Origin of the sequence: Hymenobacter sp. UYP22, assembly GCF_040547285.1 — a bacterium.
GTDB lineage: Bacteria > Bacteroidota > Bacteroidia > Cytophagales > Hymenobacteraceae > Hymenobacter.
The window spans coordinates 56950-79740 of record NZ_JBEPPK010000003.1 but is presented as its reverse complement, the minus strand read 5'-3'; the positions used below and the strand labels follow the sequence as shown (position 1 = coordinate 79740).

The 22791-nt window shown below is 60.5% G+C and carries 24 protein-coding genes; 16 read left to right on the top strand and 8 right to left on the bottom strand.

The annotated features are described in order from the left end of the window. Positions 1 to 12: 12 nt before the first annotated feature. The gene (locus tag ABIB60_RS06540; protein ID WP_354578599.1) at positions 13 to 666 is read left to right on the top strand and encodes an NAD(P)H-binding protein; all 654 of its coding nucleotides are present in this window, start codon (positions 13 to 15) and stop codon (positions 664 to 666) included. Positions 667 to 745: 79 nt separating this feature from the next. Here the strand turns inward: ABIB60_RS06540 and ABIB60_RS06535 are convergent, their stop codons facing one another. Together ABIB60_RS06535 and ABIB60_RS06530 are read right to left on the bottom strand one after the other, a co-directional pair. After that, a complete protein-coding gene (locus ABIB60_RS06535) occupies positions 746 to 1372 on the bottom strand; it encodes a thioredoxin family protein (protein WP_354578597.1) in 627 nt (208 codons plus the stop codon). A gap of 120 nt (positions 1373 to 1492) precedes the next feature. Further along, complete coding sequence (locus ABIB60_RS06530; RefSeq protein WP_354578595.1) at positions 1493 to 1981, bottom strand: TlpA disulfide reductase family protein; 489 nt, start codon at positions 1979 to 1981, stop codon at positions 1493 to 1495. 142 nt (positions 1982 to 2123) lie between these two features. Between ABIB60_RS06530 and ispG the strand changes: the two genes are divergently transcribed. From ispG to ABIB60_RS06510, 4 genes are all read left to right on the top strand, one after another. After that, the gene (gene ispG / locus ABIB60_RS06525) at positions 2124 to 4190 is read left to right on the top strand and encodes a (E)-4-hydroxy-3-methylbut-2-enyl-diphosphate synthase (RefSeq protein WP_354578593.1); all 2067 of its coding nucleotides are present in this window, start codon (positions 2124 to 2126) and stop codon (positions 4188 to 4190) included. A gap of 12 nt (positions 4191 to 4202) precedes the next feature. After that, positions 4203 to 4643: a WapI family immunity protein gene (locus ABIB60_RS06520; protein WP_354578592.1), complete on the top strand. Its 441-nt coding sequence runs from the start codon at positions 4203 to 4205 to the stop codon at positions 4641 to 4643. Positions 4644 to 4647: 4 nt separating this feature from the next. After that, positions 4648 to 4947 carry a hypothetical protein gene (locus ABIB60_RS06515; RefSeq protein WP_354578591.1) on the top strand — a complete coding sequence of 100 codons (300 nt, stop codon included), beginning with the start codon at positions 4648 to 4650 and terminating at the stop codon, positions 4945 to 4947. A gap of 598 nt (positions 4948 to 5545) precedes the next feature. After that, positions 5546 to 6208, top strand: coding sequence for a Rossmann-fold NAD(P)-binding domain-containing protein (locus tag ABIB60_RS06510; protein WP_354578590.1), 663 nt, complete (start codon positions 5546 to 5548; stop codon positions 6206 to 6208). 17 nt (positions 6209 to 6225) lie between these two features. On the opposite strand, the gene ABIB60_RS06505 is transcribed toward ABIB60_RS06510, so the two are convergent. Continuing rightward, positions 6226 to 6753, bottom strand: coding sequence for a hypothetical protein (locus ABIB60_RS06505; RefSeq protein WP_354578588.1), 528 nt, complete (start codon positions 6751 to 6753; stop codon positions 6226 to 6228). 225 nt (positions 6754 to 6978) lie between these two features. Between ABIB60_RS06505 and ABIB60_RS06500 the strand changes: the two genes are divergently transcribed. The 6 genes from ABIB60_RS06500 (at position 6979) to ABIB60_RS06475 (ending at position 13947) form a co-directional block, all read left to right on the top strand. Continuing rightward, on the top strand, positions 6979 to 9123 hold the full coding sequence (locus tag ABIB60_RS06500; protein ID WP_354578587.1) for a TonB-dependent receptor plug domain-containing protein: 2145 nt from the start codon (positions 6979 to 6981) through the stop codon (positions 9121 to 9123). Positions 9124 to 9171: 48 nt separating this feature from the next. Then, positions 9172 to 9810, top strand: coding sequence for an HmuY family protein (locus ABIB60_RS06495; RefSeq protein WP_354578586.1), 639 nt, complete (start codon positions 9172 to 9174; stop codon positions 9808 to 9810). Positions 9811 to 10025: 215 nt separating this feature from the next. Then, positions 10026 to 10859: a heme/hemin ABC transporter substrate-binding protein gene (locus ABIB60_RS06490; protein ID WP_354578584.1), complete on the top strand. Its 834-nt coding sequence runs from the start codon at positions 10026 to 10028 to the stop codon at positions 10857 to 10859. An 11-nt stretch (positions 10860 to 10870) separates the two neighbouring features. Then, a complete protein-coding gene (locus ABIB60_RS06485) occupies positions 10871 to 12016 on the top strand; it encodes a FecCD family ABC transporter permease (protein ID WP_354578583.1) in 1146 nt (381 codons plus the stop codon). A 58-nt stretch (positions 12017 to 12074) separates the two neighbouring features. Next, complete coding sequence (locus ABIB60_RS06480; protein ID WP_354578582.1) at positions 12075 to 12860, top strand: heme ABC transporter ATP-binding protein; 786 nt, start codon at positions 12075 to 12077, stop codon at positions 12858 to 12860. Positions 12861 to 12909: 49 nt separating this feature from the next. After that, entirely contained in the window at positions 12910 to 13947 is a 1038-nt protein-coding gene (locus ABIB60_RS06475) for a hemin-degrading factor (RefSeq protein WP_354578580.1), read from the top strand. A gap of 79 nt (positions 13948 to 14026) precedes the next feature. Here the strand turns inward: ABIB60_RS06475 and ABIB60_RS06470 are convergent, their stop codons facing one another. Next, on the bottom strand, positions 14027 to 14488 hold the full coding sequence (locus ABIB60_RS06470; protein WP_354578579.1) for a nuclear transport factor 2 family protein: 462 nt from the start codon (positions 14486 to 14488) through the stop codon (positions 14027 to 14029). Between the two features lie 143 nt (positions 14489 to 14631). On the opposite strand from ABIB60_RS06470, the gene ABIB60_RS06465 reads away from it, so the two are divergent. From ABIB60_RS06465 to ABIB60_RS06450, 4 genes are all read left to right on the top strand, one after another. Beyond that, complete coding sequence (locus ABIB60_RS06465; RefSeq protein ID WP_354578577.1) at positions 14632 to 14805, top strand: DUF6728 family protein; 174 nt, start codon at positions 14632 to 14634, stop codon at positions 14803 to 14805. Positions 14806 to 14891: 86 nt separating this feature from the next. After that, complete coding sequence (locus ABIB60_RS06460) at positions 14892 to 15251, top strand: MmcQ/YjbR family DNA-binding protein (protein ID WP_354578576.1); 360 nt, start codon at positions 14892 to 14894, stop codon at positions 15249 to 15251. A gap of 149 nt (positions 15252 to 15400) precedes the next feature. Further along, positions 15401 to 16291: an AraC family transcriptional regulator gene (locus ABIB60_RS06455; protein WP_354578575.1), complete on the top strand. Its 891-nt coding sequence runs from the start codon at positions 15401 to 15403 to the stop codon at positions 16289 to 16291. A gap of 77 nt (positions 16292 to 16368) precedes the next feature. Next, positions 16369 to 17106: an SDR family oxidoreductase gene (locus ABIB60_RS06450; RefSeq protein WP_354578573.1), complete on the top strand. Its 738-nt coding sequence runs from the start codon at positions 16369 to 16371 to the stop codon at positions 17104 to 17106. Between the two features lie 125 nt (positions 17107 to 17231). Here the strand turns inward: ABIB60_RS06450 and ABIB60_RS06445 are convergent, their stop codons facing one another. The 3 genes from ABIB60_RS06445 to ABIB60_RS06435 form a co-directional block, all read right to left on the bottom strand. Next, entirely contained in the window at positions 17232 to 20195 is a 2964-nt protein-coding gene (locus ABIB60_RS06445; protein WP_354578572.1) for a leucine--tRNA ligase, read from the bottom strand. Between the two features lie 170 nt (positions 20196 to 20365). Further along, the gene (locus tag ABIB60_RS06440; RefSeq protein WP_354578570.1) at positions 20366 to 21058 is read right to left on the bottom strand and encodes a spheroidene monooxygenase; all 693 of its coding nucleotides are present in this window, start codon (positions 21056 to 21058) and stop codon (positions 20366 to 20368) included. Positions 21059 to 21139: 81 nt separating this feature from the next. After that, the gene (locus tag ABIB60_RS06435; RefSeq protein WP_315996300.1) at positions 21140 to 21652 is read right to left on the bottom strand and encodes a pyridoxamine 5'-phosphate oxidase family protein; all 513 of its coding nucleotides are present in this window, start codon (positions 21650 to 21652) and stop codon (positions 21140 to 21142) included. 150 nt (positions 21653 to 21802) lie between these two features. Between ABIB60_RS06435 and ABIB60_RS06430 the strand changes: the two genes are divergently transcribed. Next, entirely contained in the window at positions 21803 to 22405 is a 603-nt protein-coding gene (locus tag ABIB60_RS06430) for an acyl carrier protein phosphodiesterase (protein WP_354578568.1), read from the top strand. 5 nt (positions 22406 to 22410) lie between these two features. Here ABIB60_RS06430 and ABIB60_RS06425 read toward each other — a convergent pair whose 3' ends face one another. Beyond that, complete coding sequence (locus ABIB60_RS06425) at positions 22411 to 22767, bottom strand: hypothetical protein (RefSeq protein WP_354578567.1); 357 nt, start codon at positions 22765 to 22767, stop codon at positions 22411 to 22413. Positions 22768 to 22791 lie beyond the last annotated feature (24 nt).

Here is a 22791-nt window from a genome sequence, read left to right as displayed (position 1 = left end):
CACCTTAGCTCTATGAATACTGCTCTCCTCGTGGGCGCTACCGGCCTGGTAGGCAACTACCTCCTGGGCCAGTTGCTGCTCGACGACCGGTTTACGCACTTGAAAGTCTTTACTCGTCGCCCCACCGGCTACCAGAATGCCAAGCTGGAAGAACACGTAGTCGACTTCGACCAGCCCCGCGACTGGGGCCACCTGCTCCAGGGCGACGTGCTGTTTTCATCCCTGGGTACTACCCTGCGGCAGGCGGGCAGCCAGCGCGCCCAATACCGCGTCGATTATACTTACCAGCTGGATGCCGCCAAAGCCGCCGCCGAAAACGGTGTGCAGACCTACGTGCTGGTTTCCTCCGCCAATGCTGACCCCGATGCCCTGGTGTTCTACAGCCGCATGAAGGGCGAGTTGGAGCGCGACGCCAAGCGGCTGCCTTTCCAGCGCATCCGGATTCTGCAGCCCGGTATTCTGGCTGGCAGCCGGCAGGAGCCCCGCCTGGGTGAGAAGCTGGGGGTACTGTTGGCTACGGCCGCCGGCGCCTTGCCCATGCTCCACCAGTACCGCCCCGTTCACGGCCGTACGGTGGCCCAAGCCATGATTAATGCCGCCCTGGACGAAACGCCCGGCGTACAGACCGATACCCTGGAAGGCGTATTCACCCGCGCCGGAGAATAGGTTTCAGCTACCCATCAACACATAAAAAGCCGGCTGTCGCAGCCGGCTTTTTATGTGTTGATGATACTCGAAAAGTGCCTTAGGCTTTCTTCCACTTAATGGTGCAGCCAATGGCTTTGGTGGAGCTGACTGCGGCAGGCTTGCCGGCCATAATATCGGTCATGGCGTTTTCCAGGTACTTGGTTTTTACCAGCTTGGCATCCTCCGAGTTGTCGTCAATAGCCCCAATGTAGCTTACCACGAAGCTGGTGCCCTGACGCGTAAGCACGTAGAGGTGAGGGGTGCGGGTGGCGCCGAACTGGCGGGCTACCTGCTGGGTTTCGTCGTGCAGGTAGGGGAAGGCGTACTTCTTGTCCTTGGCCCGCTTCTGCATCTCGGCAAAGGAGTCGCCGGGCACGGTGGTCGCGTCGTTGGGGTTGATGGCCACTACCGGGTAGCCCTGGGAGGCGTACTTGGTATTCAGATCAATAACGCGCTGCTCGTAGTCCTGGGCAAAGGGGCAGGTGTTGCAGGTAAACACCACGATATAGCCCTTGGCGGCCTTGTTATCAGCCAGGGACACCAGTTTGCCATCCACGTTTTTCAGCTTGAAGTCGGCGGCTTTGTCGCCTACCTGATAGCCGGCCTCGGCCGTGGGGCGCAGGAATACGAAGCTGCTGAGGGCCAGTACCAGGCAGGCGGCCAGCAGGGGAAGAAGCTTTTTCATGGGATTGAAGGGAATGAAGTGGATATTTTGTCATTCCGAGCAAAGCGAGGAATCTGGGTTACTCATCAGGTGGCTAACTCAGATTCCTCGCTTTGCTCGGAATGACAGATGATTAAAGACTTACTGCATAAACGCCTGCAGCTGCTTCTGCAGCTCCTCCGGCGTGAATTCCTGCTCGAAGGTTTGGCGCTTGTGGCGGGCGTTGTTGAGCAGCAGTGTGAAGGGCAAAGAGCCGGTCCACTTGGGGTCAATCTTGGCCAAATACAGGTTGGGGTCGGTTTCGTTGAGCAGAACCACTTCCGACTTCAGCGCGTTTTTCGTCACAAAAGGCTTCACCTTTTTGTCCAGCTGGGAGGCGTAGTCCATGCTCACCAGCAGCACCTTCACCTTCTGATTTTTGTAGGTGGTCGTGAGCTTATCGAAGTGGGGCAGCTCCTTCACGCAGGGTCCGCACCAGGTGGCCCAGAAATTCACTACGTAGGTAGTGTCGGAGGGGCGGGCGAGGCGCTTCTGCAGCTCGGGCAGCTTAATTACTTGTACCTGTTGAGCTTGGGCGGCGGTAGTGAGCAGCAGCCCGGCCAGCAGGGCAATGAGTTTCAGTCGGTTCATGGGTAAACAGGGGAGGTGGTTGCAGCATAGACAGCCAAAGCGGGCCAGAAGTTGCGAAGTACGCGCATCGTTCTGCTCAACCGCGGAGCACAAACCTTCCGTACCTTTGTTATTCCTCTGAAAAATGCCTCCCTATCGGGTTATGAATAAGACGTATTGCCCCAGCCTCACCGAATACAAGCGCCGCCTCAGCCGGGAAGTCAACATCGGCGACCTGCCCCTGGGCGGGCTTAACCCCATCCGGGTGCAGAGCATGACCACCGTGGACACCATGGACACCATGGGCTCGGTGGAGCAGACGCTGCGCATGGTGGAAGCCGGCTGCGAGTACGTGCGCATCACGGCCCCCAGCGTGAAGGAGGCCCAGAACCTGCTGGAAATTAAGAAGGAACTGCGCAAGCGCGGCTGCACGGTGCCGCTCATTGCCGACATCCACTTCACGCCCAACGCCGCCGAGCTGGCCGCCCGCATCGTGGAGAAAGTGCGCGTGAACCCCGGCAACTACGCCGATAAAAAGAAGTTCGACGTTATCGAGTACACCGACAGCAGCTACGCCGCCGAGGTGGAGCGCATCCGGGAGCGGTTCCGGCCGCTGGTGCAAATCTGCAAGCAGTACGGCACGGCCATGCGCATCGGCACCAACCACGGGTCCCTGTCCGACCGAATTCTGAGCCGCTACGGCGACACGCCGCTGGGTATGGTAGAGTCGGCGCTGGAGTTTCTGCGCCTCTGCGAGGAGGAAAACTACTACGATGTGGTGCTGAGCATGAAGGCCAGCAACACCCAGGTGATGGTGCAGGCCTACCGCCTGCTGGTACAAAAACTCGACGCCGAAGGCCTGCAGCCTTACCCCCTGCACCTGGGTGTAACGGAAGCCGGCGAGGCCGAGGACGGCCGCATCAAGTCGGCCGTGGGCATCGGTACGCTGCTCGAAGACGGCCTCGGCGACACCGTGCGCGTATCCCTCACCGAAGCCCCCGAAGCCGAAGCCCCCGTCGCCAAAGCCCTCATTGACCGGTACACCCACCGCGCCCAGGAGGCCAAGCCTATTAAGGAGTTAGTTGATAGTTCTCAGTTGACAGTTGTTCGTGAAGAAGGCAGCCAGCAGAACGAGCTAACAATCAACAACCAACAATCAGCAACCAGCATCCCTATCGACCCCTTCCAGTATCACCGCCGCGCAACGCGGGAGGTGCTGAACCTGGGCGGGCAGAACGTGCCCCGGGTGCTGGTGGACCTGTCGCGCGTGTCGTCGGTGGAGTATGCCGATTTGCGCGCCGTGGGCCATTTGTATTCGGCCTTTCTGGACAAGTTCCAGATGAACGACCTGGGCGCCGACTACATCTACAGCAGTCAGCGGCCGGTGCCGTTCATGCTGCCCAATGGCCTCAAGGAAGTGCTGGACTACACCGCTTGGCTGGATGCCGGCCAGCGCCCCGACCATTACCCCGTACTCACCCAAACGGAGTACGCCACGGCTGGCCCTCGTCACCCGGAGCTGAACTTCGTGTTCCAGAACCTGGCGTCGCTCACGCCGCCCATGCTGGCCCAGCTACGCGAGGACCTCACGGCCGTTATCATCCTCTACACCGATAATGCCCACGCCATGCCCGAAATCCGGCGGGCGTTTTTCGAGCTGCTCAACAACGGCGTGCCCAACCCGGTCATCATCAACCGCCAGTACCCCGAACTCACGCCCGAGCAAACCCAGCTTTACGCCGCCACCGACGTGGGCGGCCTGCTCCTCGACGGCCTCGGCGACGGGGTAGTGCTGAGCACCGAGCTGCTGTCCGAGCGCCCGAAGGAGGCTTGGCTGACAACTTTGGATCAACTCAACCAGCTCAGTTTCGGCATTCTGCAGGCGGCCCGCACGCGCATGTCCAAAACCGAGTACATCAGTTGCCCCAGCTGCGGCCGTACCCTGTTTGACCTGCAGGAAACCACCGCCATGATCCGCAAGCGCACCGACCACCTGAAGGGCGTGAAAATCGGCATCATGGGCTGCATCGTGAACGGCCCCGGCGAAATGGCCGACGCCGACTACGGCTATGTGGGCGTGGGCAAAGGCAAAATTGCTCTTTACCGCGGCCAGGAAGTCATCAAGAAATCCGTACCCGAAGAACAAGCCGTGGACCAGCTCATCGAACTCATGCGCGAAGATGGCCGCTGGATTGAACCCGTGCTGCTGGAAGAGCCGGTGGTGGGGTAAGAATCCGGAGATATGGAAGAGTTTACCATCAGTGGGAGAGATTCTTGCCTCACGATAAGGCTAGTAGAGGTGTATGGCTTTCCAGATAACACGTCGCACTGGGGTGGCTATGATACCCGTGCCGCCATCCATGTGAAAGTGGGCGGTTTCTCCGTAGACTCAACTTTGTGGACTTCTACAGGTGAGCTATTTGAATTGTACCAACAGTTCCGAATTTGTAATGAGTCTGTGAAAGGAACAGTGCGTTTTGAGTCATACGAACACCAGCTAAACTTTACGGCTCATTACACACCCGCTGGACAAATCCTTATCGAAGGAGTTTTTTCAGAATTCTCTGACTCGAACAATGAGCTAACGTTTCACATGCACACTGACCAAAGCTATATTCAGAGCACGTTGGCGGAGATGCAGAAGATTGTTCAGAAATACGGTGGTATGGAGGGCGTCACATAAAGCTATGCTGGATTTCTACCTGATTTCCGATATCCAGAATCTCTCGAGCAAAGGCTTAACGCTGGAGCGTATTGGCGGTATTGAATACGAGGCGTTTGTCGAACTGCAGGCCGCTGGAATTATTGAATCGTGGCTTGATTACTACGGTAAATTCCGCTGGGGCAACAAATTGGTTATCCGCAAACAACAGCAGATGCGCCAGTTGCCCATAGCTGCCGTGCACCCAGGTACACATGCTGCATTTACGGCGCTTCTCCAACAGGCAGCGCAGGCGCACTGCGGCTTGCTGGCGGAGGGTGATTGACTCTCAGATTACCTTCATACGGCCTCTTTCACAATATTTATGGATTTGAAAGGTGGGACGTATGCTGTTAATTATACCTGCGCTAGATGAATAGCAGTACTGTTGTTGATTGGCCTGGCTCCCTGCATGATGCCGTCGTGGATAGTTTCATGTTTGATACCTCAAGGTGCCGTCTGGAAGTAACTATTTGGCGAAAATCGGAAGGTGGAAATATAGCGTGGGGGAAACTCGTGGTTTCTGGTATTGCAGGCGGCAGCGTGCAGGCGCTGCAAAAAGTACAGACTACAATAGATTCTATACTTCGCAAGGACAAGCGCCAAAGCTTGAGCTTCCGAGTAGATGAGTTTCAGTTTAGGAACCAGTCAACTATCTATGGTAGCTCCGGATTCACAGTCAATCTGTCCATCGACCACTTGGCTCCTGTAACGATAGAGTGTCGGAAATGTACTCTTACACCTCTATAGGTAGGTTTTCCAGTTTAACTTCTCTCTGACCCAGCGCTCCTTAGTGCAATCAACACGAGAAGGGCTAAACGGCAACTGAACAGGCTATTTTCTAACGTCTAAAACATCCGAGCCGCTCATCCGTCCTCCCCAGCATGAAACTACGCGTGATACTCACCGGCACGACCGGTATGGTGGGGGAAGGGGTGTTGCTGGAGTGTTTGCAAAACTCCGAGGTGGAGCAGGTGCTCAGCATTAGCCGCCGGGCCAGCGGGCACCAGCACCCCAAGCTGCGGGAGCTGCTGCACGAGGATTTCCAGAACCTCGCACCCATTGCCAACCAGCTTACGGGTTACAACGCCTGCTTTTTCTGCCTGGGCGTATCGTCGGTGGGGATGCCGGAGCCGGAGTATCGCCGCCTCACCCACGACCTGACGCTGCACTTCGCCCAGACCCTGCTAGCCCACAACGGGCCCGACCTCACGTTCTGCTACGTGTCGGGGGCGGGTACGGATGGCACGCTGCAAAGCCGGCAGATGTGGGCCCGGGTGAAGGGCCAGACCGAAAACGACCTGCTAGAACTGGGCTTCCGGCAGGCTTTTATGTTCCGGCCGGGCTTTCTGCGTGCTACTCCGGGCCAGCGGCACGTGCTGTCGTATTACAAGTATTTTGGGTGGCTGTACCCGGTGCTACGGGGCGTGGCGCCCAAATTTGCTTCTACCTTAACGGAGCTAGGCCAGGCGATGCTGCACGTGGCCCAACGGGGCTATGCCAAGCCCATATTGGAAGTGCCGCACATTGTGGCCGCGGCGAAGTGACGCGGGTAAGTAAGTTGCTAGAGGGTTTGGGGCAGGAGTTGGCAAAGCAACTCATAAGCGTCGTTGCGCTGCGGGGCAGCGTCCAGGCGCAGCACATCTAGTAGGGCAAGCAGCTGATGCCACGCAGTGCTGTTATGCGCAGAGCTTGGGAGGGTTGTATACAAGGGCGGCACTGCTAAGCCCCAGGCACTGCCCGCGGGGTCGGCCCACACGTGGCCCAATTCCCCGCGGGCAGGAGCGGGTTCCAGCCCCGGCCAGGCACTCCAAGCTGTGACAATACCCTGCGCAGGGCCGCCCGGATGCGCCGGAAACACGTAGGGCAGCCCGTGGCGCAAAAACCGCAGAAAGGCTTGTCGCTGCACGGTGCGCCCATCGGCCAGGAGCAGGCGGGCGTACTGGCAGCGTCGCAGGGCATCAGAAATTTCGGCGGGACTGATAAAGAGGGCGGTGGCCAGGTCTTTGCCCTGCCAGGAGGCAGAATTAAGCGTCAAAATCTTGAGCAGTACCACCACATCCTGGGGCCGCATGCCGCTGTGCTTACGCATGCAAAAACGGGGTTTGAAGGCTGTAATTCGTGATTCGTGAATCCCAAATCAGCTTTTATAGGGGTAGGAATAGGACGAAGGTAGGCGAGGAAAACCGGCAAAAACAAGTTTATTTAAAATTATTCTAAATAGACGTTGCGGGCCAAGGTCAGACTACTACATTTGCTGCTGTTTAGAATATTTCTAAACAATTAAGCACCACTGCTAACTTTTCCAGTGGTGCCAATGCTCCAGCAAATGCACGCCTCCTCCGCTTCTGTTCTTGGTCTTGCTCTGCTGAGTTGCCCCGCGCTGAGCCAGGCCCAGCAGGCAGTGCCTGACAGCAGTGCCCGCCACCTGCAGTTGCGCGAAGTAGTGGTAACGGCCACCCGCACCGAGAAGGCCCTGACAGAAGTGCCTATTCCAGTAACGGTGGTGAGTAAGGCACAAATCCGGACGATGGGGGCCGTGCGCCTGACCGACGTGCTGGGCGAGCAAACCGGCCTCAACATCGTAGCCGACCACGGCCGCGGCGTGCAGATGCAGGGCCTCAACCCCGAGTACACCCTAATTCTGGTGGACGGGGAGCCGCTGATTGGGCGCACGGCCGGCACCCTGGAACTCTCCCGGGTGGCGGTGGGCAACATTGAGCGGGTAGAGGTAGTGAAGGGCCCAGCCTCGGCGCTCTGGGGCTCGGAGGCACTAGCGGGCGTGGTCAACATCATCACCCAAAAGCCGCAGCCCGGTACCCGGGGCGAGGTGCGCCTGCGCTACGGTAGCAACCGCACCGCCGATGTGGGCGGTAGCTTCAACTACAAGCGCAACCGGTTGGGCCTCACAGTTTTTGGTAACCGCTACAGCTCGGCGGGCTATACCCTGCAGCCGGCCAGCGGCCAGGCCACCGTGCCGCCCTTCGCCAGCTACACCGGCCAGAGCCGGGTATCCTACCAGTTGGATGAAAAAACCGTGCTCAGCGTATCGGGGCGGTATTTCATCGAGAACCAGGCCAGCAATCTGGCTATTACCGGCGAAGATGGCCGGGCGGCCCAGGTGCGCCTGCAAAGCCGGCAGCAGGATTTCAGCCTGAACCCTTCCATTACCCGCACCTTTTCCGATAAGCTGTTCGGGACGTTGCGCTTCTACCACGCCGGCTACCGCACCCAGGAGGACTACACCTACACCACCGACGGCCGGCCCTACGATGCCAGCTACTTTCACCAGACCTTCACCCGCCCCGAGGCCCAGCTTGATTGGCGCCTGCACCCCCAGCACACGCTCACGGTGGGCGGGGGCTACCTCTGGGAAGCCGTGGAGGCTACCCGCTACGAACAGCGCCAGCAGCTGCGCTCCGGCTACGGCTACGTGCAGGACGACTGGACGCCGCTGCCCGGCCTGAACCTGGTGGCCGGCGCCCGCTTCGATGGGCACAGCCAGTACCGGGGGCAGCTCAGCCCTAAGCTCTCGGGGCGCTACCAGCTGCGGCCCTGGTTGGCGGTGCGGGCCACGGCCGGGCGCGGTTTCCGGGCCCCGGATTTCCGCCAACTCTACCTTAACTTCTCCAACCCGGCCGTGGGCTACAGCGTGTTCGGGACCCACCAGGTGCGGGAGAAAGTGGCCCAGTTGGCCGCCCAGGGGCAACTGGCCCTGGACCCGGCCACCGGTCAGCCCCTCATCAATGCTGCCTTGCTGGAGCAGGCCAGCAGCCTTACTGCGGAAAGCTCCCGGGCCTACAACGCCGGCCTGCAGCTCGACCCCACCAGCAAGCTGCGTATCACGGCCAACTTCTTCCACAACGACCTGCGCGACCTGATTGAAACGGCCGCCGTGGCCCAGAAAACCAACGGGCAGTCGGTGTTTTCTTACCGCAACGTGAGCCGGGCCACCACCCAGGGCCTGGAGGCCGAGGCCCGCTACCTGCTGCGGCCCAACCTCACGCTGAGTGGGGGCTACCAGTACCTGCGGGCCCAGGACCGCAACGTGCTGGCCCAGCTCAAAGCCGGCACCCTCTACCGCCGCGACCCAGAAACGCTGGAAACCGTGCGCCTCTCCACCGCCGACTACGGGGGGCTGTTCAACCGCTCCCGCCACACGGCCAACGTGAAGCTGTTTTATGACGATGCGGCCCGGGGCTGGTCGGGGAGCGTGCGGGGCGTGTACCGGGGGCGCTACGGCTTCCAGGACCGCAACGGCAACCAGATTCTGGACGCGCCCAACGAGTACGTGGCGGGCTACTGGCTCTGGAACGTGGCCGCCGCCAAAACCCTGCGCCAGCGCTACACCCTGCAAGCCGGCCTCGACAACGTGCTGGGCTACACCGACCCGGCCTACCTGAGCACCGTGCCCGGCCGCTTGTACTATGCCAGCCTCACGGTGGCCCTGGGCCCAAAATAACCCGGCTTTCCATTCGCACCATTTTCTTCACTCTTTTTCTCCTCTGCTATGAATCAGCTTTTTCCTCGCTTCACGCTCCTCACGTTGACCAGCGCCGCCCTCAGTTTCAGTGCCTGCTCCAACGACGACACGGACGACCAGGTACAGCCCGTAGTGGCTCTGCAAACTGAAACCGCGAAAAACCTGGCCCCCGCACCGGGCACCGCCAACCCCACCGGCCAGCCGAGCCAACCCCGCCACTTCGCCTTCTACAGCCTGGTTACCAATAGCGAAGTGCCCTACACTGACTCCGCGACGACCAAATGGGATATTGCCGTGCGCGGTACCACCATCCTCATCAACGGGGGCAGCAGCGGCCCTGGCCAGGGCGGCGCTATTGTGAAGGAGGGCCTGTTTGCGGAGCAGACCACCGCACCCACCACCGACTATAAGGTGGACGCCCGCTCGGCCCCGGCCATCACCACGGGCTCGGGCAAGGGCTGGTACAACTACAACTCCACCACCCACGTCGTGTCCCCGATTCCGGGCCGGGTACTGCTGATTCGGACGGCTACCGGCAAGTACGCCAAGCTGGAAGTGGTGAGCTACTACAAGGATGCGCCCGCCAGCCCGGGCGGCACTGAGCCCAGCGGCTACTACACCTTCCGCTACGTGTACCAGCCCGACGGCTCTACCAACCTGAAATAAGTCCGGCGCAAACGGCCCGGACACCGGGTAGCGGGGGCTTGTTACCCACCGGGCCGTTTGCTGTCGGTACTACTTCATGAGTTGTTAGTTGCTGGTTGTCAGTTGCTAGTGCAATGCACAAAGGGAAGCCTGCTGAGCAAGCACTGGTTTTCGTCCATGCAACCCACTCCTGACAACCAGCAACTAACAACCAACAACTAACGGCCTTCCTTTCCATGCACTATTCGCGTTTCTCTCTGATTACTGGCCTGTTGCTGCTGACGCTCCTGCTGAGCCGGTCGGCCGTGGCGGCTACTCCGCGCATCGTGTCGCTCAACGGCACCATCAGCGAAATTATCTGCGCCCTGGGCCGTCAGTCTCAGCTGGTGGGCGTGGACGTGACCAGCACCTACCCGGAGGCTCTCACCAAACTGCCCAAAGTGGGCCACAACCGCAACATTTCTGCCGAGGGCGTACTGGCCCTGAGTCCCACGCTGGTGGTAGGTACTACCGAGTCATTAAAGCCGGAAGTGGCCACCCAGCTGAAAGCGGCTGGTATTCCGGTGCATTTGTTCAAGCAGGACTACTCGGCGGCCGGCACCAGGCAGCTAATCAAGGAGGTAGCCGCCACTTTTGGAGCCACAGCCCAGGTGCCCGCCGTAACGGCCCGGCTGGATGCTGAGCTGGCAAAAGTAAAGAAGCCCGCTACCTCCCCCAAAGTGCTGTTTATCTACGCCCGGGGCGCGGGCACCATGATGGTGGCGGGCCAGGGCACCTCGGTGGAGAAGATGCTGCAGCTGGCCGGGGCCCGCAACGCCGCCGTGGGCTTCACCGACTTCAAACCCCTGACTGCCGAGGCCCTGGTAGCCGCCAACCCCGATGTGCTGCTGCTCTTCGATAGTGGTCTGGCGAGCCTAGGCGGCAAAACCGGCCTGCTCCAGATTCCGGGCGTGGCCCAAACCACGGCGGGCCGCACCGGGCGGGTCATTGAAATGGACGGGCAGCTGCTCACCGGTTTTGGCCCCCGCCTGGGTCAGGCCACCGCCGAGCTGGCGGGCAAGCTGAAATAACGCTTCTATACATGACCACACTCACCCACACTCTGCCCGTTGCCTCCACGCTGGCCGTGCCGCCCGCCAATCCGGCACGCAAAGCGGCCCGCTTACCCAAGCGCCAGCGCCTGCTGCTGCCCGCCTTGCTGGCTTTGCTGATAGGGGCCGTGGTAGTGGGCGCGGGGGCAGGGGCTGTGCAGATTCCGGTGCCGGCGCTACTGGGTATTCTGCTGCACAAGCTGGGCCTGAGCTCCGGGCTGGCATTTGAGCCCCAGCAGGAGGCCGTGCTCTGGGCTATTCGGTTGCCCCGGGTATGCCTGGGCGTGCTGGTGGGAGCGGCTTTAGGGCTGGCTGGGGCCAGCATGCAGGGCCTGTTCCGCAACCCCCTGGCCGACGTCGGCCTGATTGGTATTTCCTCAGGGGCCTCATTGGCGGCCGTGGCTACCATTGTGCTGGAGGTGAAATTGGTAACCCTGTTTGCCGGGTTTGCTGCAGTGCGCGAGGCCCTGGGGTTTTACTTGCTGCCTACGGTGGCCTTTGCCGGGGCCTGCGCCACCACGTTTCTGGTGTACCGCATTTCCCGGGAGGGCGGGCGCACCGTGGTGGCTACTATGCTGCTGGTGGGCATTGCCATCAACGCCCTTACCGGCGCTTTCACCGGCCTGCTCACCTACGTCGCCACCGATGAGCAGCTGCGCAGCATTACGTTTTGGGGGCTGGGCAGCCTGGGCGGGGCCTCCTGGCCTACGGTACTGCGGCTGCTGCCGTTCCTGGTGCTGCCTTTGCTCTGGCTGCCACGCCTGGGCAAGCCCCTGAATTTGCTGGCGCTGGGCGAGGAGCAGGCCACGCATCTGGGGTTGCCAGTGAGTAGCCTCAAGCGCCAGCTCATCGGGCTGGCCACGCTGGCGGTGGGCGCCAGCGTGGCGGTGGTGGGCGCTATCGGCTTCCTAGGGCTGATAGTGCCTCACCTGATCCGGCTGGTGGCCGGGCCCGATAACCGCCGGGTGCTGCCGGCCTCAGCCTTGGGCGGGGCGGCGGTGCTGGTGCTGGCCGATACGCTGGCCCGCACCGTGGTAGCCCCGGCCGAGCTGCCCATCGGCATTCTCACGGCCCTGCTCGGGGCCCCCGTTTTCCTCTGGATTCTGCTGCGCCAGCGCCGTTTCCGGCAGGGGTAAAGGCTGGGTTGGTACCCGTCAGGGCCACCTGTTTTCAGGCTTACAAATCGACTTTCCTATGTTTGCTGTTGAGAATCTGACCTATCAAACCGGGCGGAAAACCCTGCTGCAACAGGTTTCCTTTCGGGCCCGCCCGGGTGAGCTATTGGCCGTGGTGGGGGCCAACGGGGCGGGCAAATCCACGCTGCTGCGCCTGCTCAGCGGTGACCTGCAACCCACCAGCGGCCATGTGCAGTTGGACGGGCAGCCTCTGGCCGATATTCCGGCCGCTGAGCTGGCCCGCCGCCGGGCCATTCTCACCCAGCAGCACACCTTGTCGTTGGCGTTTCCGGTGGCCGAGTTGGTGATGATGGGCCGCTACCCCCACTTCCGGGGCCAGCCCACAGCCCTCGACCACTGGATTGTGGAGGCGGCCCTGAGTACCGTGGGCCTCGCGGCCCTGGCTGCCCGCAGTTACCCCACGCTCTCGGGCGGGGAGCAGCAGCGGGCCCAGCTGGCCCGGGTGCTGGCCCAAGTGTGGGAGGCGCCGGATGGGTTTCTGCTGCTGGATGAGCCCCTCACCGGCCTCGACCTGCACCACCAGCACCACACCCTGGATATTGCTCGGGGCCTGACGGCGCGCGGGTTCGGCGTAATTGCCGTGCTGCACGACCTGAACTTGGCCGCCCAGTACGCCGACCGCCTGCTGCTGCTGCACCAGAGCCAGCCCGTGGCCTACGGCTCACCCGAGCAGGTGCTCACCTGTGAGAATATTCACCGGGCTTTTCAGCTGGAAGTGCAGCTGCTACCGCACCCCAGCCTCAACTGCCCGCTCATCGTGCCCTGCCCGCGCGTGCGGCTCTAGGACCGGCTCACCTTTCTTTCTCTAAGCCTACTACTTGCCTTTCTGACCTATGGAAACTTTCACTGAATCCTTGCCTTTGGCTGAACGCTGGCACACTTACCAGCAGGAAAACCCCCAAAGCCGCATCCGCGACGCGGCCCGGGCCCTGGGCGTTAGCGAGGCCGAGTTGCTGGCTACCCGCTGTACCGGCCAGTCCAACTCGCCCGTTACTTTCCTGAGCGGCGACTTCCGCGAGTTGCTCAAGCAGGTGCCCACACTGGGCCGCGTCCTGGCCCTTACCCGCAACGACAGCGTGGTGCACGAGCGCAAAGGCCAGTACGAAAAGGTGTCGTTTAATGGGCATGTGGGTCTGGTGCTGGGCAAGGACATTGACCTGCGCCTGTTCATCAGCCACTGGCAGTTTGGCTTTGCCGTGGATGAAAACGGCCGCCGCAGCCTGCAGTTTTTCGCCGCTGATGGGGAAGCCGTGCACAAAATCTACCTGCTGGAAGAAAGCAACGCGGCGGCCTATGAGGCTCTGGTAGTTCAGTTCCGCGCCGAGTCTCAGCCCAACAGCCTCAGCACCCAAGCCACGCCTGCGCCCGAAGCAGAAGCCGCTGATGCCGCTATTGACGGGGAAGGTTTCCGGGCGGCCTGGCGTGGCTTGCAGGATACCCACGAGTTCTTTGGGCTGCTGCGCCAGTTTGGGGTGAGCCGCACCCAGGCCCTGCGCCTGGGCCCGCCGGAGTTGCTGCGCCAGCTGGATACGGCCGCCATCAGCCGGGCGTTGCGCGCAGCTTCCGCCCAGCAGCTGCCCGTGATGCTGTTCGTGGCCAGCCGGGGCTGCATCCAGATTCACACGGGCCTCACGGAGCGCATTGTGCCCACCGGCCCCTGGCTCAACGTCCTCGACCCGGATTTCAACCTCCACCTCAAGCTCGGCGACGTGGCCCAGGCCTGGGCCGTGCAAAAGCCCACTGCCGATGGCATCGTCACCTCCGTGGAACTGTTCGACGCAGCCGGTAACAACCTGCTGCTGCTATTTGGCAAGCGCAAGCCCGGCATTCCGGAGCAGGAAGCCTGGGGGGAGCTGGTTGCAGCACTGTAAACCGCAGAAAGGCAGTCGTTGAAAATCAGAAAGCCCCAATGCTGTAAGGCGTTGGGGCTTTCTGATTTTCAATGACTGTTTACTTGCATTTATCCTTACGGCGGGTGTCTATGATGTGGGCAATGCGCCAGCCCTCAGCCAGTTTTACCAGCTGAAACGAGTTATAGCCGCAGTGGCTAAAGGTGCTGCCCAGGTAAAACTCGTAGGGCGTCCATACACTAGCCAAGTTAGCATCGATGAGCACTTTCTCGAAGGTGATGCGCTCATCCCAGACCTCTTTGTGCGGCGTGCCCACGGCTTTCAGAAAGGCCGCCGGACTTTCGGCGAGTAGCCGTGTAGGCTGGCCCGGGCGGGCGGCAATAACGTGAAATACTGCCCCAGGTGCCAGGGTGGAGCGCACCAGCGTGCTGTCGCCCTTGCGCATCCCGTCAAAAAACGTGCGGATGGTTTGCTGCACGGCGGTTGTTTCGGCAGTGGGCGTTTGGGCCTGCGTGGCGGCGGAGAGCAGCGTGGCCGCTAGCAAGGAGTAGGGTTTCAGCATAGAAATCGGTAGGGGAAGCGGGTAGGAGTGTAAGGGACAAATGCCGGAAGCCAGGGTTGCGGTACTAAGGTAAATAGCGTTACGAGTAAATCATTCTGCCTTCATTAGTGTTACTTTTACGTATCCTCAAGCCATTTTGCATCATGCGTAAAGACCTGTTTAACTTCGGTCCGGCCCTCGGCTATTTCTTCCGCAAAAACGACCCCGCGCGCCATACCAACTTCAACCTGCGCACCATGCACTTCATCAATAAGCTGAGCATGGCTATGTTCCTGGTTGCCCTGGTGGTGCTGCTCTACCGCTGGTTTATCCGGTAGTAGCATCTGGTTGGCTGCTGGCTTTGTGCCGACGGCTTTTTAGTTACTAGAGAAAAATTCCACGCCTCCAACTGCCTGCCTTGGCTATGAATATTGAAGACTTCCGTGACTACTGCCTGTTGAAGGCCGGCGTAACCGAAGAAACGCCTTTTGGGCCTAGCACGCTGGTGTTCAAGGTAGGCGGTAAGGTATTTGCCCTCACCGATATCGAAACCTTTCGTAGCATCAACCTCAAGTGCGACCCGGAGCGGGCCCAAGAGCTGCGCGAGCAGCACGACTACGTACTGCCCGGCTACCACATGAACAAGAAGCACTGGAACACGGTGCTCATCGGTACTGGCGTGCCCAACGGCCAACTGCGGGAGCTAATCGACCATTCCTACGACCTGGTGCGTGTCTCCTTGCCCAAAAAGCTGCGCGAGGAGCTAGCCGAAGCGGAACAATAATGCCCTCTGGCAAGCAGTGAAGGCAGGTTGCGTATTGTTCAACGCAACCCCGCTGAGCGGCTGGTCACGTAGGATTCGCTGCATCGTAATTTCGGGTGGTGCAGTTGGCCGGCTGTTAGGCTGTGCTCTGAAAACGGTAATTTTGGGCCATGTACACGCTCCAAAATGCGCCGGCTGTTTCAGTTCACTCGTTTGAGCGCGAAGCCAAGCCCGGCAATAAGTTTTTCAGCCTCACGCGCTCCGAGGGAGGCATTGTGTACGAGGCGGATTTACTGCAGCCGCACCGCAAGGATTTCTACCTGCTGGTATTCGTGAAGCACAACGTAGGCCGGCACTGGGTTGATACGATTCCCTACGAGCACGCGTCCAACACCTTTTACTTCAGCACGCCTGAGCAGGTGCTGGTAAAGGAAGACCCCTCGCCATTCTGGGGCACCCATTTCTCGTTTACCCCCGAGTTTCTGGCCCTGCAGCAAAACGCGGCCCTCACGGAGCTGCCGCTCATCCAGAACCCGCACAACGGACACGAGCTGCGGCTAAACCCAACGGATGCGGCCTTTGTAGAGGAAACCCTGCGTAAGATGGAAGCCGAGTATGCCAGCCCCGGCGAGTGGCAGCACCGCATGCTCAGCGCCCATCTGGCGGTATTGCTGACCTACCTGAGCCGCCTGTACACCGCGCAGTTTGCGGCCAGTGAGGCTTCCGTTGACCGGTTTCTGCTGAAAGCGTACCAGGCCAGAATCGAGGAAAACTACCGGGAGCTGCACGAGGTGGGCGCGTACGCCGCCTTGCTGAACATTTCGGCGGGCCACCTGAGCGAGGTAGTGAAGGCGCAGAGCGGCAAATCGGCCATCAAGCATATCCACGAGCGGCGGGTGCTGGAGGCGCGGCGGCTGTTGTTTTACTCGCATCACTCGCTCAAGGAAATTGCCTTCGACCTGGGGTTTGCCGATGCGTCCTACTTCAACCGGTTTTTCAAGCGCGAAACCGGCGTAACGCCGGCCGACTATCGCACCACCATCCGGAAAATGTACCAGTAATACCGCGGAATGGGTGCCAGCGGCCCGGAAGGGCCCCGGTAGTTTTGTGCTATTCATTCACCGGCTCATTCTTGACCATGAAAACCGCACTTATTACCGGCGCCAACAAAAGCATTGGCTTCGAAACCGCCCGCCAGCTGCTGCAAAACGGCTACTACGTGTACTTGGGCAGCCGCGACCTGCATAAGGGCCAGGAGGCCGCCGAGCAGCTGCGCGCCGAGGGCCTGCCCAACGTGGAGCCCCTGCAGATTGACGTAACCGACAGCGCCTCCATTGCCGCCGCCCGCCAGGCCCTGGGCCAGAAAACGCCGGTGCTGGACGTGCTCATCAATAACGCTGGCATTCTGGGTAGTATGTCGCAGCCCCCGCTGGGCACCAGTCTCAGCACCATTCGGGAGGTGTTCGATACCAACTTATTCGGCGTAATTGAGGTAACGCAAGCGTTTATTGACCTGCTGCGGCAGTCCGCTGAGCCTCGGATTGTGAACGTCACCTCCGGCCTGGGCTCCCTTACGCTGCACAACGACCCTTCCTGGAAATACTACCCGGTGAAGGGTGCCGCCTACCAGCCCTCCAAAGCGGCTCTGAACGCCTATACCATCATGCTGGCCTACGAATTGCGCGACACGCCCTTCAAGGTAAACGCCGTGGACCCCGGCTACACCGCCACCGACTTCAACCACCACAGCGGCCCCGGCTCCGTGCAGGATGCTGCCGCCCGCGTAGTGAAAGCCGCCCTGCTGGGCCCCAATGGCCCCACCAGCCAGTTTTTCAGCGACGATAACGCCCCAGAAACCGGCATCAGCCCCTGGTAAACCCAACGCGCCATACCGCACAAGCGCCGCTTGTGAGAAACAAGTAAATAAAAAAGGCCCGCCGGATGCATCCGGCGGGCCTTTTCGCTAACAGCTACTAGCCAGCAGCTAACAGCTTAAGAAAGTTACACCACGATGTTCACCATGCGGCCGGGCACCACAATCACCTTCTTGGCTTCCTTGCCTTCGGCGAAGCGGGCCAGGATGTCGGTGGCCCGCACGGCGGCCTCGATTTCCGGGGCGGTGGCGGTGGCCGGGAACTGCAGCTGCTCGCGCACCTTGCCGTTGATGGCTACGGGGTAGTTCACGGTGTCTTCCACCAGGTACTCCTCCCGGAACTCGGGGTAGGCGGCCTGGCTGATGGAACCGGGAGCGTGGCCGAGCTTCTGCCACAACTCCTCCGAGAGGTGCGGGGCGTAGGGCGACAGGAGCACCACCAGCGGCTCCAGAATGGCGCGCTTGTGCGTATCCAGGGCCGTCAGCTCGTTCACCGTAATCATCAGGGCGCTGACGGTGGTGTTGAAGGAGAACTTCTCGATGTCCTCCTCCACCTTGCGGATGGCCTTGTGCAGGGCCTTCAGCTCGGCGGGTTTGGCCGCTTCTTCGGTCACGGCGAAGTCGCCATCCTGGGGGTGGTAGAGGCGCCAGAGCTTCTTGAGGAAGCCCGCCACGCCGCTCATGCCGTTGGTATTCCAGGGCTTAAACTGCTCCAGCGGCCCTAGGAACATTTCGTATAAACGCAGCGCATCGGCTCCAAACTTCTCAATGAGCGTGTCGGGGTTCACCACGTTGTACTTCGACTTCGACATCTTCTCGACTTCTACGCCCACCACGTAGGTGCCGTTGTCTTCGAGGATGAACTCGGCGTTGGCATACTCCTCGCGCCAGTTCTTGAAGGCTTCCACGTCGAGCACATCATTCTCCACGATGTTCACGTCCACGTGAAGAGGAGTGATAGAGAAGTCCTCAGGAGTAGTAACGTGGAATGATACGTATCTATAACCAAGAAGGAGCTTTTCGATACGTGAGCTATAAAGGGAGAAAATTTTATCTATTGCTTTACTTTTTTCAGAAGCATCACCTGATAGAATTGCCTTAGCTATGCTATTTGAAACATAGAGCGTTGGGAAGTCCTTCGGATCAATTGTAAGGTTGTGACCTGGATTTGATGTGTAAGTGTAGGACAGATTCGCACGGTACACGAAGTTCGAGCGGCCCAGAATCATGCCCTGGTTGATGAGCTTCTGGAAGGGCTCATTGGCCGTTACCAAGCCTAGGTCTTTCAGGAATAGGTGCCAGAAGCGGGAGTAGAGCAGGTGGCCCGTAGCATGCTCTGCACCACCGAGATATAAATCTACGTTCCGCCAGTACTGCTCGGCTTCTTCGCCCACAAAACGCTCGGCGTTGTGCGGGTCCATGTAGCGGAGGTAGTACCAACTGGAGCCGGCCCAGCCGGGCATGGTGCTCAATTCGTAATCGTACTGGCCCTTGTACTTCCAGTCCTTGGCGCGGCCCAGGGGCGGCTCGCCGGTTTCGGTGGGCTTGTACTCGTCGATTTCCGGGAGCACCAGGGGCAGGTCGGCTTCGGCCACGCCGTAGGCTACGCCATCCTTGTAGTAAATAGGGATGGGCTCACCCCAGTAGCGCTGGCGGCCGAAGATGGCGTCGCGGATGCGGAAGTTGGTTTTGCCCTTGCCGATGCCGCGCTGCTCCAGCTCCTGAATTAGCGTCTGAGTGGCCTGCTTGTAGTTCTGGCCCTGAATGAGGCCGTGCAGGTAGAGGCCTTCCTTGGTGGGGTCGGCCTGCTCGTCAATCTGCTGCTGGTCCACCACCTGCACAATGGGCAAGTTGAAATGCTTGGCAAACACGTAGTCGCGCTGGTCGCCCGAGGGTACGGCCATCACAGCGCCGGTGCCGTAGCCGGCCAGCACGTAATCGGCAATCCAAATCTGGATGGGCTCGTTGGTGAAAGGGTTGACCGCATACGCCCCGGTGAAAGCGCCCGACACGGTTTTGGTATCGGCCATCCGGTCGCGTTCCGAGCGGCGCTTGGTGGCGTCCACGTAGTCCTGCACGGCCTGCTGCTGCCCGGGCGTGGTCAGCTCCTTCACCAGCTCGTGCTCGGGGGCCAGCACCAGGAAGGTAGCGCCGTAAATGGTGTCCACGCGAGTAGTATACACCTTGATTTGTGCTTGCTCGTGGCCCTGCACCTGGAAGGTCACTTCCGCGCCGATGCTTTTGCCAATCCAGTTGCGCTGCATTTCCTTCACCGCGTCGGGCCAGTCGATGGTGTCGAGGCCCTGGAGGAGGCGGTCGGCGTAGGCGGTGATGCGCAGATTCCACTGGGGCATCAGGCGGCGCTCCACGGGGAAGCCGCCCCGCTCCGAGAGGCCGTCTTTCACCTCATCGTTGCTCAACACCGTGCCCAGGCCGGGGCACCAGTTCACGTAGGTATCCTGCTGGTAGGCCAGGCGGTAGGGGTGCACGGCCTGCAGCTTTTGCTTTTCCGTGAACATCTTCCACTGGCCGGCCGTGAAGCTGTGGCGCTCCTCCTCATCCCCGGCCGCGCGGATACCCTCGCTGCCGTTCTGCTCGAACTTCTCCAGCAGGGTTTTGAGCGGCTCGGCCCGGTCGGTATCGAGGTTGTACCAGGAGTTGAACAGCTTCAGGAAAATCCACTGCGTCCACTTGTAGTAGGCGGGGTCGGAGGTGCGCACTTCCCGGCTCCAGTCGTAGCTGAACCCCAGGGAGGAAAGCTGCTTGATGTAGGTGCTGATGTTCTGCTCCGTAGTCAGGGCCGGGTGCTGCCCGGTCTGGATGGCGTACTGCTCGGCGGGCAAACCAAACGAGTCGAAACCCATGGGATGCAGCACGTTGTAGCCCTGCAGGCGCTTGTAGCGGGCCACAATATCGGAGGCAATGTAGCCCAGCGGGTGCCCTACGTGCAGGCCCGCCCCGCTGGGGTACGGGAACATATCCAGCACGTAGTACTTGGGCTTGTCGGACTGATTTTCAGCCTTGAAGGTATTGTGCTCTTTCCAGTGGGCTTGCCACTTCTTCTCAATATCCTGGGGTTGGTAGCCGGGCATGGGCAGTCGGGGTACAGTTAATCGGAACGGGCGAAATTACGGAAAAACGGGGGCGGGTAGGATGGTTTTTCTAAACGGCTGTCATGCTGAGTGAAGTGAAGAGCTTTCTAGTGTGCAGGCGCCGGTTCCCGCAGAGGGCGCAGTGGGTAGCGCAGAAGGCGCAGAGCTGTTCAGAAGGCCAGCGGATTGTGGCCGTCCCAGGTGCCTTCCGCGCTTACTACCCGAAAGCGGGCAAACAGCTCCTCGCCATACCAGTTTTCCTGGCGCGTCAGCCGGATAACCTCCTTGTGTTTGGGGCTACGGTAGGCGTAGTCCTGCATGGCTTGTTGGGATTCCCAGAGGCTGACGGTGGCCTGGCGCACCACGGGCAGCTCACCCAGCCCAATGGCGGCTCGCACGCCGGGGGCCTCGGCCACGGTGGCGCTTACCGGGGCCACATAGCGCCAGAACCGGGGCGTTTTCTGCAAGCGGATGGAAGCCCGGGTAAGCACCATCATCGGCCCGTCCGTAGTGCTAGCCTCGGTTTCGTAGGCAAACGGATTCACCCCGTCCCACAGTCCGTGCGACTTGAGCGGGGCCAGCCGGGCCGTCCAGATTTCGGAGGTGCGCTGCCGGTACTGCTGCCATAGCGGGTGGCGGCTGAAAAATTCCTGGGCTGCCTCTTCTGATTCCCACACGGCCATAAACCCGTAGCGCCGCAGGTTGGGCAGCGCCCCGAAGCCGCCCGCACCGCTGCCCAGCAGCTTCTGGAACCGTAGGCCCGGCACGCGCTGCAACGGCCGCTGGGCGGTGCCCATCTGGGCAAATGCCCAGCGCCGCTGGTCGGGGAGGAGGGTCAGGATGGAGAGGGTGGTCAGTGGCACAATAAGAGTTGCTAAGGCTTCAGGACAACAAAAAAGGGCCGGAACTGCTTCCGGCCCTTTTCTGAGTTCAGCAAGACAAAATTACTTCACTTCCACTTTAGCGTGGGAGTTTACGTCGTCGGTTTTGGTCCGCTCGCCGGTGGCCAGGGCGCGTACGTAGGCGTAGGCCTGCGTGATGATGTTGCCCGGCGACTCCCAGTATTCGCCTTTTTCAATACTTACTTCGAGGATGTAGATGCTCTCGTCCTCTTTGCCTTTCGGAAACCAGGCGCGCATGGGCTCACTCCACAGCTCGTTGATTTTGTTCTGGTCGCGGTAGGCTTTGGCCGAGCCCGATACCGACACGTAGATGCTGTCGTCGGTATTGGAATAGGCCAGATTTACCTGCTGGTCTTTCTTCACCTCGTATACTTTGGCCGAATCTTTATCGGTGAAGAAGTAGAGGCTGCCGCTGGTATCGGGCTTGATGGTGCCCATAGGGCGGCTGCGCAGGTGGTGCTCCTCGTCGGAGGTGGTGAGCATGGCAATGCGCACATCCTTGATTTTATCGATCAGCTTGGCGAGGTCGTTGGTTACGGGCGTTTGGTCAGCCATGAGGGTAGGGATGAGTAGAAAAGAATCGGGGAAAAGCGGCGGCGGCAAACACGAAGTAGCCGGGCCAACTTGCTCCAAATACGGTTGTGTAGGGTGTGGGGTTGAGCTTCGGCCCCGCATTGCCCGCATTTTACCGACCTTCCGCCCCGCATGAACTTCCTTGCCCACCTGCTGCTTTCCGGCTCCCCAGCCAATACACCCTATTACGCCGATGTGGTAGTCGGCAACTTCGCGGCCGAAGCCGTACGGGGCCGCGCCGGCCTGCTGGCCTACCCCGAGCCCGTGCAGCGCGGCATCCGCCTGCACCGCTTCATTGATTCATTTACGGATGCGCACCCGGCTGTGCGCCGGACCACCGCCCGGCTGCGGGAGGCGGGCCTGGGCAAGTGGGCCGGCGTGGTGTCGGATGTGGGCTTCGACCACCTGCTGGCCCGCGACTTCGCCCGTTACCATCCTCAGGAGCCGCTGCCCGACTTTGCCCAGCGCCAGTACCAGCTACTGCACCAGCGCCGCTATGAGTTGCCGGAGCGGCTGCAGGAAATGCTGCACTACATGCGCCAGCACGACTGGCTAACCGGCTACGCTCACCCCGAAGGCCTGCACCGGGCTCTGCTGGGCCTGAGCCGCCGCGTACCCGCCGCCGGGGTGCTAGCTAACGGAGCCGCCGCGTTTCTGAAGGAGCTGCCCGCCTATGAAGCAGATTTCGCGGAGTTCTGGCCGGAGTTGCGGGCGGCAGTGGATGAAATTCGGTAGCGGTTTTATAGCAGGCGTACTTCCAGCCGCCGGTTATCTATATCCAGGGTGTACCAGTCCGAAGCTGTTTCATCGGGCACGCAATCCTGTAAGGAATGGCCCCGGCTGTATCTGCGCAACGAGTAGCGGCCCAGCAGAATTGTCAGGTCATAAGGCTGGGTTTCGTGGTGGCCAACAAAAGCGGTGGTGACAATGCGCCGGGTGTCGTTGACGTGCTTCTTAGTGAGGTGGCTATCTATAACCGGTGGCAGTACTCCATCGCACCACAATCCTTTAGTCCGGGCGTCTGGGTTGTGTGCAAAAGTGTTGGTTAGATGGTACTCCAGAAACTCGCAAAACTCCTTGCTGAAAGACTCTTCCATGCAATAGCTCAGAGTTGAACGCAC

Excerpts from the sequence above, each read along its gene's own strand:
- ABIB60_RS06435 (WP_315996300.1), bottom strand. The coding sequence starts at position 21,652 with ATGGCTGACCAAACGCCCGTAACCAACGACCTCGCCAAGCTGATCGAT.
- ABIB60_RS06460 (WP_354578576.1), top strand. The coding sequence starts at position 14,892 with ATGAATATTGAAGACTTCCGTGACTACTGCCTGTTGAAGGCCGGCGTA.
- ABIB60_RS06535 (WP_354578597.1), bottom strand. The coding sequence starts at position 1,372 with ATGAAAAAGCTTCTTCCCCTGCTGGCCGCCTGCCTGGTACTGGCCCTC.
- ABIB60_RS06530 (WP_354578595.1), bottom strand. The coding sequence starts at position 1,981 with ATGAACCGACTGAAACTCATTGCCCTGCTGGCCGGGCTGCTGCTCACT.
- ABIB60_RS06470 (WP_354578579.1), bottom strand. The coding sequence starts at position 14,488 with ATGCTGAAACCCTACTCCTTGCTAGCGGCCACGCTGCTCTCCGCCGCC.
- ABIB60_RS06455 (WP_354578575.1), top strand. The coding sequence starts at position 15,401 with ATGTACACGCTCCAAAATGCGCCGGCTGTTTCAGTTCACTCGTTTGAG.
- ABIB60_RS06515 (WP_354578591.1), top strand. The coding sequence starts at position 4,648 with ATGCTGGATTTCTACCTGATTTCCGATATCCAGAATCTCTCGAGCAAA.
- ABIB60_RS06450 (WP_354578573.1), top strand. The coding sequence starts at position 16,369 with ATGAAAACCGCACTTATTACCGGCGCCAACAAAAGCATTGGCTTCGAA.
- ABIB60_RS06465 (WP_354578577.1), top strand. The coding sequence starts at position 14,632 with ATGCGTAAAGACCTGTTTAACTTCGGTCCGGCCCTCGGCTATTTCTTC.
- ABIB60_RS06430 (WP_354578568.1), top strand. The coding sequence starts at position 21,803 with ATGAACTTCCTTGCCCACCTGCTGCTTTCCGGCTCCCCAGCCAATACA.
- ABIB60_RS06485 (WP_354578583.1), top strand. The coding sequence starts at position 10,871 with ATGACCACACTCACCCACACTCTGCCCGTTGCCTCCACGCTGGCCGTG.
- ABIB60_RS06495 (WP_354578586.1), top strand. The coding sequence starts at position 9,172 with ATGAATCAGCTTTTTCCTCGCTTCACGCTCCTCACGTTGACCAGCGCC.
- ispG (WP_354578593.1), top strand. The coding sequence starts at position 2,124 with ATGAATAAGACGTATTGCCCCAGCCTCACCGAATACAAGCGCCGCCTC.
- ABIB60_RS06520 (WP_354578592.1), top strand. The coding sequence starts at position 4,203 with ATGGAAGAGTTTACCATCAGTGGGAGAGATTCTTGCCTCACGATAAGG.
- ABIB60_RS06540 (WP_354578599.1), top strand. The coding sequence starts at position 13 with ATGAATACTGCTCTCCTCGTGGGCGCTACCGGCCTGGTAGGCAACTAC.
- ABIB60_RS06480 (WP_354578582.1), top strand. The coding sequence starts at position 12,075 with ATGTTTGCTGTTGAGAATCTGACCTATCAAACCGGGCGGAAAACCCTG.
- ABIB60_RS06500 (WP_354578587.1), top strand. The coding sequence starts at position 6,979 with ATGCTCCAGCAAATGCACGCCTCCTCCGCTTCTGTTCTTGGTCTTGCT.
- ABIB60_RS06445 (WP_354578572.1), bottom strand. The coding sequence starts at position 20,195 with ATGCCCGGCTACCAACCCCAGGATATTGAGAAGAAGTGGCAAGCCCAC.
- ABIB60_RS06505 (WP_354578588.1), bottom strand. The coding sequence starts at position 6,753 with ATGCGTAAGCACAGCGGCATGCGGCCCCAGGATGTGGTGGTACTGCTC.
- ABIB60_RS06425 (WP_354578567.1), bottom strand. The coding sequence starts at position 22,767 with ATGGAAGAGTCTTTCAGCAAGGAGTTTTGCGAGTTTCTGGAGTACCAT.
- ABIB60_RS06490 (WP_354578584.1), top strand. The coding sequence starts at position 10,026 with ATGCACTATTCGCGTTTCTCTCTGATTACTGGCCTGTTGCTGCTGACG.
- ABIB60_RS06475 (WP_354578580.1), top strand. The coding sequence starts at position 12,910 with ATGGAAACTTTCACTGAATCCTTGCCTTTGGCTGAACGCTGGCACACT.
- ABIB60_RS06510 (WP_354578590.1), top strand. The coding sequence starts at position 5,546 with ATGAAACTACGCGTGATACTCACCGGCACGACCGGTATGGTGGGGGAA.